Annotated in this window: 15 protein-coding genes; 4 read left to right on the top strand and 11 right to left on the bottom strand. The window is 64.9% G+C overall.

Annotated elements, in window-relative coordinates; translation table 11 throughout:
* Window positions 1-51 precede the first annotated feature (51 nt).
* On the bottom strand, window positions 52-1,965 hold the full coding sequence (uvrC, locus tag SBA_RS13545; RefSeq protein ID WP_261934814.1) for an excinuclease ABC subunit UvrC: 1,914 nt from the start codon (window positions 1,963-1,965) through the stop codon (window positions 52-54).
* A gap of 140 nt (window positions 1,966-2,105) precedes the next feature.
* On the opposite strand from uvrC, the gene SBA_RS13550 reads away from it, so the two are divergent.
* Window positions 2,106-3,158 (top strand): NAD(P)-dependent alcohol dehydrogenase, encoded by a 1,053-nt coding sequence (locus tag SBA_RS13550; RefSeq protein ID WP_261934815.1) that lies wholly within the window; start codon window positions 2,106-2,108, stop codon window positions 3,156-3,158.
* A gap of 200 nt (window positions 3,159-3,358) precedes the next feature.
* Here the strand turns inward: SBA_RS13550 and SBA_RS13555 are convergent, their stop codons facing one another.
* The 5 genes from SBA_RS13555 to SBA_RS13575 all read right to left on the bottom strand — a co-directional run bounded on the left by SBA_RS13555 (window position 3,359) and on the right by SBA_RS13575 (window position 5,986).
* Window positions 3,359-3,970 carry a F0F1 ATP synthase subunit B family protein gene (locus SBA_RS13555; protein WP_261934816.1) on the bottom strand — a complete coding sequence of 204 codons (612 nt, stop codon included), beginning with the start codon at window positions 3,968-3,970 and terminating at the stop codon, window positions 3,359-3,361.
* Complete coding sequence (locus tag SBA_RS13560; RefSeq protein ID WP_224549788.1) at window positions 3,963-4,457, bottom strand: F0F1 ATP synthase subunit B family protein; 495 nt, start codon at window positions 4,455-4,457, stop codon at window positions 3,963-3,965. The genes SBA_RS13555 and SBA_RS13560 overlap by 8 nt, the downstream gene beginning before the upstream one ends.
* 89 nt (window positions 4,458-4,546) lie before the next feature.
* Complete coding sequence (locus SBA_RS13565) at window positions 4,547-4,774, bottom strand: F0F1 ATP synthase subunit C (protein WP_006961951.1); 228 nt, start codon at window positions 4,772-4,774, stop codon at window positions 4,547-4,549.
* Window positions 4,775-4,829: 55 nt separating this feature from the next.
* Entirely contained in the window at window positions 4,830-5,615 is a 786-nt protein-coding gene (locus SBA_RS13570; protein ID WP_261934817.1) for a F0F1 ATP synthase subunit A, read from the bottom strand.
* A 47-nt stretch (window positions 5,616-5,662) separates the two neighbouring features.
* Complete coding sequence (locus SBA_RS13575) at window positions 5,663-5,986, bottom strand: AtpZ/AtpI family protein (protein WP_261934818.1); 324 nt, start codon at window positions 5,984-5,986, stop codon at window positions 5,663-5,665.
* Between the two features lie 192 nt (window positions 5,987-6,178).
* Here SBA_RS13575 and SBA_RS13580 point away from each other — a divergent pair, with 192 nt between their 5' ends.
* On the top strand, window positions 6,179-6,484 hold the full coding sequence (locus tag SBA_RS13580) for a metalloregulator ArsR/SmtB family transcription factor (RefSeq protein ID WP_261934819.1): 306 nt from the start codon (window positions 6,179-6,181) through the stop codon (window positions 6,482-6,484).
* Between the two features lie 80 nt (window positions 6,485-6,564).
* Here SBA_RS13580 and SBA_RS13585 read toward each other — a convergent pair whose 3' ends face one another.
* Genes SBA_RS13585 through SBA_RS13595 form a run of 3 tightly spaced genes read right to left on the bottom strand, consistent with a single transcriptional unit; the run spans window position 6,565 to window position 10,378 of the window.
* Complete coding sequence (locus SBA_RS13585; protein ID WP_261934820.1) at window positions 6,565-6,966, bottom strand: YdbL family protein; 402 nt, start codon at window positions 6,964-6,966, stop codon at window positions 6,565-6,567.
* The gene (locus SBA_RS13590; protein ID WP_066601632.1) at window positions 6,963-7,151 is read right to left on the bottom strand and encodes a YnbE family lipoprotein; all 189 of its coding nucleotides are present in this window, start codon (window positions 7,149-7,151) and stop codon (window positions 6,963-6,965) included. Before SBA_RS13590 ends, SBA_RS13585 begins: the two co-directional genes overlap by 4 nt.
* Window positions 7,148-10,378 carry a YdbH domain-containing protein gene (locus SBA_RS13595; protein ID WP_261934821.1) on the bottom strand — a complete coding sequence of 1,077 codons (3,231 nt, stop codon included), beginning with the start codon at window positions 10,376-10,378 and terminating at the stop codon, window positions 7,148-7,150. The genes SBA_RS13590 and SBA_RS13595 overlap by 4 nt, the downstream gene beginning before the upstream one ends.
* Before the next feature lie 134 nt (window positions 10,379-10,512).
* Here SBA_RS13595 and radC point away from each other — a divergent pair, with 134 nt between their 5' ends.
* A complete protein-coding gene (gene radC, locus SBA_RS13600) occupies window positions 10,513-11,208 on the top strand; it encodes a RadC family protein (RefSeq protein ID WP_261934822.1) in 696 nt (231 codons plus the stop codon).
* 211 nt (window positions 11,209-11,419) lie between these two features.
* Here radC and SBA_RS13605 read toward each other — a convergent pair whose 3' ends face one another.
* Entirely contained in the window at window positions 11,420-12,862 is a 1,443-nt protein-coding gene (locus tag SBA_RS13605) for a DEAD/DEAH box helicase (protein ID WP_261934823.1), read from the bottom strand.
* Window positions 12,863-12,987: 125 nt separating this feature from the next.
* Window positions 12,988-13,422, bottom strand: a complete 435-nt coding sequence (locus tag SBA_RS13610; RefSeq protein ID WP_261934824.1) for a hypothetical protein — start codon at window positions 13,420-13,422, stop codon at window positions 12,988-12,990.
* A gap of 79 nt (window positions 13,423-13,501) precedes the next feature.
* Here SBA_RS13610 and SBA_RS13615 point away from each other — a divergent pair, with 79 nt between their 5' ends.
* Window positions 13,502-14,941 carry an FAD-binding oxidoreductase gene (locus tag SBA_RS13615; RefSeq protein ID WP_261934825.1) on the top strand — a complete coding sequence of 480 codons (1,440 nt, stop codon included), beginning with the start codon at window positions 13,502-13,504 and terminating at the stop codon, window positions 14,939-14,941.
* The last annotated feature ends 117 nt before the right edge of the window (window positions 14,942-15,058 follow it).

The raw sequence follows: 15,058 nt of genomic DNA on the forward strand, positions 1-15,058 counted from the left end.
CGTGGAAATCTCGCCACCCCCAAAGCTGCCTTAACCACTCCGCCCGCCCCATCATCCATGAAAATAATCATAGACCTGTTGCGCCACCGCTTTTGACACGCCCGGCACGCGCGCAAGGTCGTCCAGCGCGGCGTCGCGGACGGCGCGGGCGGTGCCGAAATGCATCAGCAGGGCCTTCTTGCGCGCGGGACCGATGCCGGGCACTTCGTCCAGCGACGACACGGTGATCGCCTTGCTGCGCTTGGCGCGATGGGCGCCGATGGCGAAGCGGTGCGCCTCGTCGCGCAGGCGCTGGAGGTAGAAGAGGACGGGATGGTTGACGGGGAAATTGATTTCGCGCCCGTCGAGCATGTGGAAGATTTCGCGCCCGTCGCGGCCATGATGCGGCCCCTTGGCGACGCCGATCATGCAGACATCCTCGATGCCCATTTCCTCCAGCATCGTGCGGGCCGCCGATAGCTGACCCTTGCCGCCGTCGATCAGCACCAGGTCGGGCCATTCGCCGCTGTCGCGATCCGGGTCTTCCTTTTGCGCGCGCCCAAAGCGCCGCTCGAACATCTCGCGCATCATCGCGAAATCATCGTTGCTGGTTTCGGGGTTCTTCATGTTGAACTTGCGATAGGCGTTCTTGCGGAACCCCTCTGGCCCCGCGACGACCATCGCGCCCAGGGCATGCGCGCCCTGAATATGGCTGTTATCGTAGATTTCGATGCGGTCGGGCACGCCCTCCAGCCCGAACGCCTCGACCAGTTCGTCCAGGATCTTGCCCTGGCTGGTCGTTTCGGCAAGGCGGCGGTCGAGCGCCTCCACGGCGTTGCGCTGCGCCTGTTTGATGAGGCGGGTGCGGTCGCCGCGCTGGGGCACTTCGATGCGGACCTTGCCCCCCGCCCGTTCGCTGAGCGCCAGCGCCATCAGTTCGCATTCGGCGGGCTGACGATCGGCCAGTATCAGGCGCGGTGGCGGCACTTCCTCGTAAAATTGCGCCATGAAGCTTTCCAGCACCTCATCCTCCGCCACGTCCGCGGTGTGGACGGGGAAGAAGCTGCGATGGCCCCAATTCTGGCCGCCTCGGATGAAGAAAGCCTGGATGCACATCGCCCCGCCCTTTGCCGCCAGCGCGAAGATGTCGGCATCGCCCAGCCCTTCGGCATTGATCGCCTGCGACCCCTGAATGAAGGTCAGCGCCTTCAGCCGGTCACGGATGACCGCCGCCTGCTCGAAATCGAGCGATTCCGCCGCCTGCTCCATCGCAACGCCGAGCTTCTTTTGCACCGCGGTCGATTTGCCGCCGAGGAAATCCTGTGCATCATTGACCAGTTCGGCATAGCCATCGGCATCGATCCGGTCGACGCAGGGGGCCGAGCAGCGCTTGATTTGATAGAGGAGGCAGGGGCGCGAGCGGTTGGCGAAGAAGCTGTCGGTGCAGGAGCGGAGCAGGAACAGCTTTTGCAGCGCGTTGATGGTGCGCGTGACCGATCCGGCGCTGGCGAAGGGGCCATAATAGCAGCCCTTATATTTGCGTGCGCCGCGATGCTTCTGGACGCGGGGGAAGGCGTGGTCCTCGCGCAGCAGGATGAAAGGGAAGCTTTTGTCGTCGCGCAGCAGGACATTGTAGGGCGGGCGATAGCGCTTGATCAGTTGCGCCTCCAGCAGCAGGGCCTCGGCTTCGCTGTTGGTGGTGACGATGGTCATGCTGCGCGTCTGGGCGACCATGCGCTGGAGCCGGCGCGGCAGGCGATCGACCTGGGTGTAATTGGCGACGCGATTCTTGAGCGCGCGGGCCTTTCCCACATACAGTATGTCGCCGCGCGCATCATGCATCCGATAGACGCCTGGCCGGATCGGCAGCGTCTTGAGCGTGGTGCGGATTGCCTCCACCCCCATGTCGATATCCGGCTGGCTGCCGGTGACGGTGAAGCTTGCCTTGTCTTCGTTGAAGCGGTCGGGAGATTGTGGGCCGGACATGCGGGCAGAGATAGCGCCCCCCGCGTCTTTCGCAATGGCAGGGTTGATAGGAGGCGAAGGCGTTCTATCTATACCGCACCGTACAAAAGACTGCGGCCTATCCACAGATCAACAACCACCAGCATCAGAGGGACCACCCAATGAGCGTAAAAGCCTATGGCGCTTATGCGGCCGACAAGCCGTTGGAAGCCATCGATATCGAGCGCCGCCCGGTCGGCGCGCATGACGTGCAGATCGCCATCGCCTATTGCGGCGTGTGCCATTCCGACCTGCATCAGGTTCGGTCCGAATGGGACGGCACGCTGTACCCCTGCGTTCCCGGGCATGAAATCGTCGGCCATGTAACCGCGGTCGGCGACCATGTCGCCAAGTTCAAGGTCGGCGACGCGGTCGGCGTCGGCTGCATGGTCGACAGTTGCCAGAGTTGCGCCGCCTGCGACGAAGGGCTGGAGCAATATTGCGAGACCGGCTTCACCGGCACCTATAACGGCCCGACCGCCGATGCCCCCGGCCATACGCTGGGCGGCTATTCGCAGAGCATCACGGTAAAAGACGATTTCGTCCTGGAGATCAGCCATGCGCCGGAGCAACTGGCGGCGGTCGCGCCGCTGCTGTGCGCGGGCATCACCACCTGGTCGCCGCTGCGCCACTGGAAGGTCGGGCCGGGCATGAAGGTCGGTATCGTCGGGATAGGCGGCCTGGGCCATATGGGCGTGAAGCTGGCCCATGCGCTGGGCGCGCATGTCGTCGCCTTTACGACATCAGAGAGCAAACGGCAGGACGCGTTGGCGCTGGGCGCGCACGAAGTGATCGTCTCGCGCAACGCGGACGAGATGGCAGCGCATGCAGGCAGCTTCGACTTCATCCTGAATACGGTGGCGGCCAGCCACGATCTGGATGCCTTCACCGCGCTGTTGAAGCGGGACGGCACGCTGACGCTGGTCGGCGTCCCCGAACATGCCCACCCCTCGCCCAATGTCGCGGCGCTGATCTTCAAGCGACGGGCGATCGCGGGATCGCTGATCGGCGGCATCGCCGAAACGCAGGAGATGCTCGACTTCTGCGCGGAGAAGGGCATCACGTCCGAGATCGAGATGATCGCGATCCAGGATATCGAAGCGGCTTATGCGCGGATGCAGAAGAGCGACGTCAAATATCGCTTCGTGATCGACAACGCCACGCTGGCGAGGTGACGGGCAGCAGGCGGTTCCGACTGAGCCGCCTGCTCAAGGCCTGATGACCTTAGACGGACTTTGGCAACATCCGAGGTACGGTCGCCATGTCCCAACAATCCACCCAGTCGGCGATTCACATCGCAAGACGGGATAGTTGGAAACGAAAAGGGCCGGCGCGTTACCGCACCGGCCCTTTTCGTTCAGTCCGTTCGAACCGATCAGTTGATCGTGCCGAGCCCGCCGATGGCGCTATCCACCAGCGCCTTGTCCGCCTTGGCGTCATGGCCCTGGGCGATCAGCACCGCGGCGGCGGCGGTTGCCGCGTTCACGGCCTTGGCGCGGATGGCGGTGATCGCGGCGCGTTCGGCTGCGCCGATCTTGTCTTCCGCCATCTTCTGACGACGGGCGACCAGATCCTCCGCGCTGACCTTCGCGTCGGCGATCAGCCCTTCGGCCTCATGCTCGGCCGCCTTGCGCATGGCGTCGGCTTCGCCAGCCGCGGCGGCCAGCCTAGCTTCATATTCGCCCTTGAGCGCTTCGGCTTCAGCGCGCAGGCGCGAGGCTTCCGCCAGTTGTCCCTTGATCTGGGCGATCCGACCGTCCAGCGCGCCGCCGATCAGGGCGGGCACCTTCTTGACCAGCAGGATGACGATGAAGGCCGCCATCGCCAGGCTGACCCAGGCCGTGGCATCCATGCCGACCGCCTTGGGATCGGTATGGGGTGCGACGCCTTCATGGGCGACGGTGCCGACCGGTTCCATGCCTTCGCTGTGGATCGCCTGGTTCAAGTGCGGAACCTCCGATGCGCTATGGGATGCTGCCTCAGCCATGGGCCAGTGCCGCCTTTACTGCGTTGCGGGCCGCTTCGTCCGACGCTTCCACGCCGGAAATACGCGCCACCATGTCGCGCGCCGCATCGGCCGCGACGGTTTCGATTTCTGCCATCGCGGCTTCGCTGGCGCCCTTGATCCGGGCTTCGGCGGCGGCGATCTTCGTCGCGACGTCCGCATCGGCGGCGGCGAGACGGACTTCCGAAGCCTTGGCGGCTTCGCTCTTGGCCTTGGCCAAAGTCGCCTGGGCCGCGGTGCGGTTGCCGGCGTCACGAACGCGATAGTCCGCTTCCGCTTCGTCGGCCCGCGCGAAGGCGGCCTTGGCGGCATCCAGGTCGCCACTGATCTTCGCGTCGCGCGCGTCCGCCGTGCCCTGCACCTTGGGCACCATGCCGAGGCCAATGACGAAGAAGACGAGGCCGAAGGTCAGCAGCAACCAGAAAATCTGGCTGGAGTAGGTATCGGCAATTTGCGCGATTTGAGGCATTTTACGGTCCGTCCGATCAGAGGGCGGTCAATAAGGGAAGCGGGCAGGATATGGCACGAAGCCGCCCTGCCCGCTCCTAATTTCGTGTGTTAGGCCACGAACACCAGGATCATGGCGATAACGAACGCCAGCAGACCCAGAAGTTCCGCCGCGGCGAAACCGATGAACAGGCGGCCCTGCTGGCCATCAGCAGCGCCCGGATTGCGCAGCGCGCCTTCGAGGAATGCGCTGAACACGTTGCCCACACCGAGGGCGGCGATGCCCGCACCGATTGCGGCCAGGCCAGCACCGAGCAGCTTTGCGGCTTCTGCGTCCATGTCGTAAACTCCCTTGTTAAATCACTAAAAAGTTGAGGAAAATTCCAGGTGAAACTTAGTGCAGATTCTCGGCGTCATTGAGATAGACCGAGGTCAGCAGCGCGAACACATAGGCCTGGATGACCGCGACCAGCATTTCCAGCGCGCTGATGCCGATCATCAGGATGAAGCTGGCGGTGCCGACGGTCAGGCCCAAGGCCGGCGAGGCGTTGGCGCTGTTGATGACGAAGCCTGCGAGCACCTTCAGCAGCACGTGGCCAGCGGTCATCGCGACGAACAGTCGCAGGCCAAGGCTGAACGGACGCACCATGAAGGAGACGAGTTCGATGAAGAAGAGCGGCACCACCATCGCGATCGGCGTGCCGTGCGGCACGAACAGCGAGAAGAAGTGGAAGCCATGCTTCCAGAAACCGACGATCAGCACGATCGAGAAGCTCATGATGGCGAGCACGCCGGTCGCCGTGAAGTGGCTGGTGAAGGTGAAGGGGTGCATCCCGATCAGGCCCAGCGGCAGCAGACCCAGCAGGTTCGCCAGCAGGATGAACATGAAGAGCGAGAAGACGTAGGGAATATATTTCTTGCCGCCTTCGCCTATGTTGGCGACCAGCAGGTTTTTGATGAAGCCGGTCATATATTCGACCGCCATCTGCCAGCGACCGGGGACCAGTTCACGCTTCATCCCGCCGATAACGAAGATCCACAGCACCACAGCGGCGAGCACCATATAGAGCGCGCTGTTGGTGAAGGCGATGTTGAAGCCGCCCAGCGACCAATGATCCGTACCGAACAGGGGTTCGATAGCGAATTGGTGCATCGGATCGATCTTGCCGGATTCTGCCACGTTGACCCCTGTAACGCCTAATGTCTTCGGACCAGGACGAAACTGCCTTATTCTTTGGGCGGCTTCGTCGTCGTCAATCTGATGATGTTCCTGAACGCCGCCACGATCCCGAGACCGAGGAAGATGAGCAGGAGCCAGGGTGTCGTGCCAAGCAGCCGGTCGAGAACCCAGCCGATCAACGCACCACCGACAAGACCGCCGATCAGTTCCGCTAGCACCCGGTTCCCAAGCCGCGAACCATCGTCCGCGGCCTGTTCCGTGGCGCCCTGCCTGACCTTCTCGACATGCTCGGCCTGCGCGATCCGCTCCTCCAAGGAAGCGATCCGCGAGTCCTCGCCCGCCTGGTCCTGTCCGGGTGTGTCCGCTGCCATACATCGTCTCCATCAGGCTTTACAGCCCGTGGCGTTCGGCATGGCGCTTGCGGCTGCACCCGTCAAGGCGAGGCTCCTCTAGAAAGGGTTGGCAGGAGTGTCAACCCCGCGCAAAAGCCGGGAAATCAGCCTTTCGGACTATGATGGGCGACAGACTTGCATTTAGTCATTTTCCTATTTAGCTAAATAAGAATGGACAAGATCTTCAAGGCCCTGGCGTCCGAACCGCGCCGCCGCATCCTGGAATATCTGGCGGTCGAGCCGATGACCGTGGGCGAGATCGCCGACAATTTCGAGATGGCGATGCCGTCCATTTCGCGGCATTTGGCGGTGCTGAAAGAGGCCGGCGTGGTGCGCGAACAGAAGCGCGGGCAATATGTGCTCTATACGCTGGTGGTGGAGGCGTTGACGGGGCAGTTGTATGATTTTTTGGCGCCCTTTTGCGAGCAGGCGCGCGGGATTGTCGAGGCGAGGCCGAAGCGGCGTGGGCGGGATTGAGAGGTCGCAGCGGGCCAAAATAGAAACAGCGCGGTGACCATCGCCACCGCGCCTTTTCTTCATTCTCTAACCCGCTGCAATCAACCAGCCGTCGCGCAATAGCCGGGCAGCGCGATCGCGCCTGCGCCCTTGGTCTGCCAGGCGCCGGCGCCGATGCGATAGGCCTGGCCTTGTTTCACCCGGCTGCTGAGCGTCTGGCAACCGGTGGCGGCCGCGACGTCCTGTACCGTGACGCCGCGCTGGCCCGCCAACTGGGTGTAGGCGGCACGGCGCTTGATGTTGATCGATTCGACTTCGGAGCGAACATCCGCGCCGACCGTCCCGGCGATGCCGAGATAGCCGTCCGCCTGCTCGCCCACCGTGCCGGCCGCCATGGCGGCGGCTACGGGGCCGGACTGGGCGCGCGCGGGCGCGGTCATGATGAAACCGCTGGCCAGCGCAACTGCGGCGCCGGCGGCCAAGATCAGTAGCTTGCGTGTCATTGCGGGAACAACTCCGGATTATTCTGGATAAGATCCTGCGCGTCGCGTTGCAGCTTGACGACGACCTCCTGCTGCACCTTGACGTTCAGGTTGATTTCGATCGGCTTGTCGGGCGCCTTCACCTGAATGCAGCCCCCCAGCGCGGAAGCGGTCAAAGCCGCTGTCATGATTGCCTGTATCTTCATTTCTGCTCCCCGTTTGGCACAGTTTCGCTTTCCGCAGGCTGAACCGCAAGGCCGTTGTTGCTGTTCGCCTTCATCTCCTGCTGCACCTTGTCGCCGATGCTGTTCTGAATGAGCTGCGACGGGTCGATGAAGGATTGGGCGGTGCCGAGCAAGCCGCGGAAGGGCGCCGACACGCGAACGTTGAAGATGAAGGGCAGGCCGATGAAGCTGCGGCTGATGCCCGACGGCGCATCGCCCAACTTGCCGCGATTGACGCCGTTGAATACGACGTTGGTGACCATTTCGCCGTCCAATGCGCCGTCCATCAGGATCGTCAGGCATTTATATTGGAGATCCTTGAGCGCGTCGAACGCCATCTTGCCCATGACGCCAAGCTGTTCGTTGGACACCGGGCCGACATAGGACAGCACGCCGGACTGGCGCGTGGGGTCGCAGGGGATGGTCGGCAGCACGCCTTCGGGCATGATGAGCGGCGGCATACCCTGTTGCCGCGCGACCAGCACGCCGCCGGCCACGCGCCCGCCCTGCGCGTTGAAGATCAGCGGCATGATGCCGTCGAACGTGCCGGTGGCGGAGATATTATCCAACTCCATCGCCTGGATGAAGGCGCCCGCGTCCAGCCCGACCACCCGGAAAGTCAGGTAGCGGTCGACATTGGCGCTGAAATCCATGGTGGTGGGCAGCAGCGTGAGTTCGCCGCCGGAGAAGGGCCAGCCGCCGCCCTCTATCCGCACCTTCTGCCCGGCCTCCAGCCGATAGCGCACGACGCCGTCGCGCACTTCGACGCCCGGATTGACCGACTTGATCCGCACTTCCTGCCCCGGCGCAGTGACCAGACCGATCAGGTCGGTGAAATGGATTTCGCCCGACAACCCCTCCACCGGGCCGAAGGCGGCGGCGAGATTGGCATTGTCGGTGCGGAAGGTGCCGGTCGATGTCACGGCCGACCCGGTCCAGTCGATACGCCCCTGCCCCGCCACGGTCGCGTTCACATTGGCGACGACGCCGAGTGCGAGCGGGGTCACATCCTCTGGCTGTAAACCGGGACCGAAGACAAGGTTGGAGACGATCAGGTCGGCATGGCCCTTCCCGCTCGACAGGTCGTGCGCGATATCGGTGCGGGCGACTGTCGCGCCATTGCGCGGCGCATGGAGCGTGCCGGTCGCGGCGATGCGGCCGTCCTTGAGGCTGAGCCTGAAGTCGGGAACCGAGAGCGGGGTGAAGCGCGCAGGCGCCTGCGAATCGCGCATGGTCATGGCGGCGCTGAAAGCCAGCACGCCCTTGGCAAAGTGCCAGTCGCCCGCGCCCTGTTCGAGGATCAACGGCACGCTGCCGATCTGGCCGCCCGCGCCCGTCACCTTGCCGCCGAAACCGTCTTTGGTCAGCGCGCCGTCCAGAGCCGCGGCGGACAGGCGCACCGGCGCGTCCTGCGGTCCGATCGTGAGGGCCGGATTGGCGAGCGCGAATCCGGTGCGGCCCAGCACGACCCGCGCCTGATCGGCGGTCAGGCGCATCGGGCTGTCCCCGCTGCGGCCGTTCAAGTCGAGGTTGCGGATTTCCGCGCCGCCACTGGTGCCGCCCGACCCAGTCGCGAACATCGCGCCGCCGCCGACCGGACAGAGGGTCTGGCGGGTCTGGCCCAGCGCGAAATTGCCGTAACGCGCCTCGACCAGCGAAACGGGGACGCAAGCGGAGTTGACGGTCAGCGCGCCATTAGCGGCCATGCGCCCTTCGACCGGCAGGCTGAGGCCGCGCAGGCGTCCGTCGGGCAAGGGACCGTCGAGCCGGATTGCGGTGGAAAAGCGGGTCGCGCCACTGGCGTCGGCAGTGAAGCGCACCCGGTCGAGCGCCAGGCGGGCGTCGCCGGCGGCATAGGGATCGACGAATAATTCGCCGCCGAAACCGCCGCCCGGTCGCCGCGCCAGGCGCAGTGCGCCTCTGGGCAAGCCGCCGCCGTCCGTGGTCAGCGCGCCGTCCAGCGACCAGTCGAGCCCGCCCATCTTGCCCGGCCAGGCCAAAGTGGCGAGTGCCCCCGATGCGAGGCCGACGCGCGCGCCGCTACGCGCGTCGAAACCGGCATCGGTAATGACGACGCTGCCCCTGCCCTGTTTCTGCACCAGCGCAAAACGGGTGTGGAGGCGATTGGCGACGCCGGCCTGTTCGACCGCGTCAGCCAGACGCGCAGCGAGCGGACCCAAAGGCGTTCCGACGGCAGCGGCGCGTAAACCGGCCAGGGGATCGCGCCCGGCGAGATGGATATCCTGCCCCGACAGCGCGCCCTTCAGGCTCGTCCCTTCCGCGCCGACGACCCAATCGCCGGTCAACAACGCGTCGCGCAGCAATGTCCCGCGTCCCGTGACCGCCTTCGCGCCCAGACGAACCTTGCCGCCCGTGCGTGCGGCGGTGCCGTTGAAATCGATGCGGCCATCGGGCGACGCCAGGACGAGGCCATTGCCCTTGAACGCTTCGCCCGAAAGGTCGACATGACCGCTCCAGCGGTCGAGCGCCTGCCCAAGGCTGAGGTCGATGGCCGCGACGGGCCGGGCGATCGCCGCCCCCGCGCCTCGACACGCAACGGCGTCGGCGCGCAGCGGACCGGACAGACGGGGCTGCCCCTGCCGCATCGCGACATCGAGCATGGCCGTCGCCTGCGTCAGGCCACAGCCCGCCAGCGACGCGCGGGGCATCGCCGCGGCCAGCTTGCCGCGGAAGCCCGACTGGAGATTGCCGTTGCCGTCAATCTGCATACCCACGCGCCCAGCGTCGGTATCCAGTGTCAGGCGCGCGTCGGCGAGCGCCACGATGATGTCGGGCAGACTGAAGGGCGCAGTCGAATCGGGGTCGCGGAACTTGTCGAGTTCGCCCAGACGCAGGACGCCGTCATGCAGGGAGCCGCGCATCCGCACGCCCCCTGCCCGCACCGCCGCGACCTGCGGCGTCAGGCCGACAAAGGCGATGTCGACCTCCACCCAGCGTGCCGTCAGATCCGGCCTGGCCGGATTGCCCAGCACGATATTCTCGATCCGCTGGGTGCGCAGGCCCACGTCGACCAGATCATAATTGGCCTGCACCCCGCGCCGGTTGAGTTCGCGACTGACGAAATTCTCCGCAATCGGCGCGCGCTGCGTCCACAGCGCCACCAGCACCAGCGCCAGCGACCCGGTGCCAACGCCGAGCCAGCGCAGCCATGCCCGGCGAACCGTCTCTTCGCCGTTCTGTTCTTCCATGCTTATGGCCAACCCCGGCTTGCTGCGACACTGATGGTCCGTAACGGGACCATAACGTCTTCAGCCTCTTAAATATCCTTGCTCCACGATTCCGCAACGCATAGCGTCGCAAAGCCGGTGAAGGGGATGAATGTTTGTCGGAACAGGACGAAAAAGCCCCGCATGACGGCGCCGGCCATCGCGCCCGGTTACGACAGAAGCTGGCGGACGGCGGCGGCGAGGCGCTGCACGATCACGAGCTGATCGAATATCTGCTGGCGCTCGCCATACCCCGGCGCGATACCAAGCCGCTGGCCAAGGCGCTGTTGCGCGAATTTGGCGGGATCGGCGGACTGATGAGCGCGGACTGGCAGGCGATCGCCCGCGTGCCCGGCATGGGCGACACCAGCGTCGCCGCAATCAAGATCGTGCAGGCGAGCGCGCTGCGGATGCTGCGCAACGACGTGGCGGCGCGGCCGGTACTGGCAAGCTGGCAGGCGCTGCTCGACTATCTGCGCGCCGACATGGCGCATCTGCGTGTCGAGCGGGTGCGGGTATTGCACCTCAACAGCCGCAACATGCTGATCCGCGACGATCATATGGGTGACGGATCGATCGATCAGGCGGCCATTTATGTGCGCGAGGTCATCAAGCGGGCGATGGAACTGGGGTCGGCAGCGCTGATCCTGGTGCATAACCACCCGTCGGGCGATCCGTCGCCCAGTCGGCAGGATATCGACATCACGCGGCAGATCGTGGAGGCGGGCAAGCGGCTGGGCATCAGCGTGCACGACCATATCATCATGGCGGCGAGCGGTCACGCCAGTCTACGGGCGCAAGGCTTGTTATAGAGCGCGTAATAGCCACGCGGCGCGACCAAGCAGGCGGCAGCGGAAATAGGATTTCCGCTGCTTAACTTCGCACATTTCCCGCTCATCTTGTCATTTCGTTGCGCGATCGCGATCCTATCGGAAAGCCATGCGCCCAGAGAATGACAGGCACATCATGCCATGACGCGGGAGAATAGGACAGACTTTGATGTCCGTCCCATTCCAGACGACCTCAGCCGTCGAAGCCAAAATTGAGGAATTCCGGGACCGGGCCGTTCCAGCCGTCGTCCGGGCCGTCATCGGCCTGTTCGTTGCGGCGGCGCGGCGGCGGGGCGGATGCGGCGCGATCGGGCCGCAAACCGCGCGAACGATCATCACGAGGCCTGTCTTCCCGCGGCGCTTCGTCGCGGGGGCGCTCTTCGCCGGCGCGATCTTGCCGGGGCCTCTTTTCGTTTGGCCCATCTTCGCGCTGCCTGTCTTCGCGCGGTTTGCGCTCCGAACGGGCGCCGCGGCCTTCGCTGCGCTTCTCTTCGCGCGCAGGTTCGGGGCGCTCTTCGACGGTCGGCGCGTTGATATATTCGATCTTCGTGCCGATCAGCTTCTGGATATTGTCGATCGCCTCGGCATCCTCCGTCGTGACGAACGTATAGGCGGTGCCGGTCGCGCCTGCACGGCCGGTGCGGCCGATGCGATGCACATAATCGTCCGGGTGCCAGGGGGCGTCATAGTTGAAGACGTGACTGACGCCCTTGATGTCCAGTCCGCGCGCGGCGACATCCGACGCGACGAGGATGTTCACGGTGCCGTCGCGGAACCGCTCCAGTTCAGCGATGCGCGAGCCCTGGTCGATATCGCCATGAATCTCGCCCGACTTGAAGCCCGCACGCTGCAGGCTCTTGTTCAGGTCGCGCACGGTCGTCTTGCGATTGCAGAAGATGACCGCGCTGGTCACGTCCTCGGCTTCCAGCATGTCGCGCAGCGCATCGCGCTTCTTGCGCGAATCGACCTTCACCAGCCGCTGGGTGATGTTGGTCGATGCGGTGGCTGGGCGCGCCACTTCGATCGACTTGGGGTTGGACAGGAATTTGTCGGCCAGCTTCTTGATGACCGGCGGCATGGTTGCGGAAAAGAGCAAAGTCTGGCGCTGCACGGGCAGCTTGGTGCAGATTTCCTCGATATCCGGGATGAAGCCCATGTCGAGCATCCGGTCGGCCTCGTCAATCACCAGCAGCGAACAGCCGTTGAGCATGATCTTGCCGCGACCGAACAGGTCCATCAGGCGGCCCGGCGTCGCGATCAACACGTCGACGCCCTTTTCGAGCGCGGCCAACTGGTCCCCCATCGACACGCCGCCGATCAGCAGCGCCATCGAAAGCTTGTGATATTTGCCGTATTTCTCGAAATTTTCCGCGACCTGCGCGGCAAGTTCGCGCGTCGGCTCCAGGATCAGCGAACGCGGCATCCGCGCGCGGCTGCGGCCATGGGCGAGGATGTCGATCATCGGCAGCACGAAGCTGGCGGTCTTTCCCGTCCCCGTCTGGGCGATACCGATAATGTCGCGCATCATCAGGACGGAGGGAATCGCCTGCGCCTGAATGGGGGTGGGCGTGTCGTAACCGGATTCGGTTACGGCCCTGAGCAATTCGTCGGAAAGGCCGAGATCGGCAAAAGTCATTCAATGGTCCGGGAACAGGAGGCTTATCCGTCCTGCGCGGATGCGAGACGGAAATCGGCCGCGCATTGCGGAAATATCGGCCTCTTGTCAAGAAAATCGCGCGGTTGCCGGGCTGTGGCGACCGATCAATCTTCTTCTTCGACCGGGATCAGGCGACGAAAACTGTCGATTGCGCAGCTCAGGCCGCTGCGCGCCTGCAATTCGTCGCGGCCCGAACATAGCGATCCATCCTCGTCCGGTTCGACATAGAAGCCGGAATAGAAGCCGATTGAGTCGCAGCCTTTTTCCAGCCGCGCCCGATAGCGATGATTGTCGGCGAGAATCAGGTCCACGCCATTGTCCACAACGATGTTGGCGCCCCGTATCGAACGCAAGGCGACACAGCGCGGCCCCTTCTTTTCCTGCCATGCATCGCGCGCATCGGGCGCGATCCGGGCGGGCGCGCGCCCCTTGCGCACCATCGGCACGCGAATGATGACGCGCTGCTGGATAGACAATTGCGCCCATTGGACCGGATCGCCGGTCGATGCGGAAAGCAGCAGCAAAATGGAATGAACCAAGACGGACCCCTTTATGGGATGCGGATGCTATCGAGCGATGGTTGAACCGTCGATGAATTCCGGGGCATAAGCCCGTCCCATGATTGGACAAGATAGCATCGACCGCTTCATCGCCCTGCTCGGCCCCAAGGGGGTCGTCACCGATCCCGACGACATCGCTCCCTGGGTGAGCGACTGGCGCGGCCGTTATCATGGCGCGGCCGCCGCCATCCTGTCGCCCGCCTCCACGCAGGAGGTCGCCGCGACCGTAGCGCTGGCCGCGGAACTGGGCGTGGCGCTGGTGCCGCAGGGCGGCAATACGTCGATGGTGGGCGGCGCGACGCCACCGGCGGACGGGTCGGCGCTGATCCTGTCGCTGCGGCGGATGAACCACATTCGCATCCTGTCGCCGGACGACAATCTGGCGGTATGCGAGGCGGGCGTAATCTTGAGCGTGTTGCACGACGCGGCCGAGGAACAGGGCCGGCGCTTTCCGCTGAGCCTGGGCGCCAAGGGGTCCGCGACGATAGGCGGGCTGGTGTCCACCAATGCCGGCGGCACGCAGGTCTTGCGCCACGGGACGATGCGCGCGCTGGTCGAAGGGATCGAGGCGGTGCTGCCCGACGGCAGCATATTCGACGGACTCGACGCGCTCAAGAAGGACAATCGCGGCTACGACATCAAACAGTTGCTGATCGGCGCGGAGGGGACGCTGGGCGTCGTCACCGCCGCAGCGCTGCGGCTGGCGCCCGCCATCGCCGCGCGGGCGGTGGGCTGGGTCGGGGTGCAGACGCCCGCGGACGCGCTGGCGCTGCTGCGGCTGGCCGAAACCATGCTGGGCGACAGCGTGGAGGGGTTCGAGGTGATCGCCGACGAGACGCTGGGCTTCGTGCTGGGGCATATCCCCGGCACCCGATCGCCGATCGAGACGCGCACGCCCTGGCATGTGCTGATCGAGGTCGACCATGCCGACCTGTCCGAACCGGGACCGTCAGAGCGGCTTGAGGCTGCGCTGGCCGAGGCGTTCGAGCGGGGCATTGCGATCGACGCGGCGCTCGCCACCAACGAAGCACAGGCCGACGCCTTCTGGCGCATCCGCGAGGCGCTGTCGGAATCGGAAAAGGCGCAGGGTCCGGCGCTGCAATATGACATCAGCGTGCCGGTGGCGAAGATGCCCGCCTTCATGATCGACGCGGCGGCGGCGGCCAAAGCGCGCTTCCCCGGCACCACCGCCTCTTCCTTCGGCCATCTGGGCGATGGCAACGTCCATTTCCACGTGCGCGCGCCCAAGGGGACCAGCGACGGGCCGGCCTGGATTGCCGCGCAGGGCCAGGCGATCAACGCCTTCGTCCATGATGCGGTGGTCGCCGCGGGCGGCTCCATCTCCGCCGAACATGGCATCGGCCAGATGAAGCGCGCTGAACTGGGGCGCCTCGCCAGCCCGGCGCGGATCGGCGCGTTGCGCGCGATCAAGGCGGCGTTCGATCCCCGCGGGCTTTTCAATCCGGGCAAGCTCATTCCGCTGCCCGACGAAGGTTGAGGACTTCAGGCTGAAGACCGCCCGCCGACAAACCGATTGCCTCCGACCGACAAGGCCATTATCGCCCTGCCCCAATATTCAGCCCGCGGTGCGCAGGTAAAGGCGGCCGCAAATTGA

The sequence above is a fragment of the Sphingomonas bisphenolicum genome (assembly GCF_024349785.1).
In the GTDB taxonomy this organism is placed as follows: domain Bacteria; phylum Pseudomonadota; class Alphaproteobacteria; order Sphingomonadales; family Sphingomonadaceae; genus Sphingobium; species Sphingobium bisphenolicum.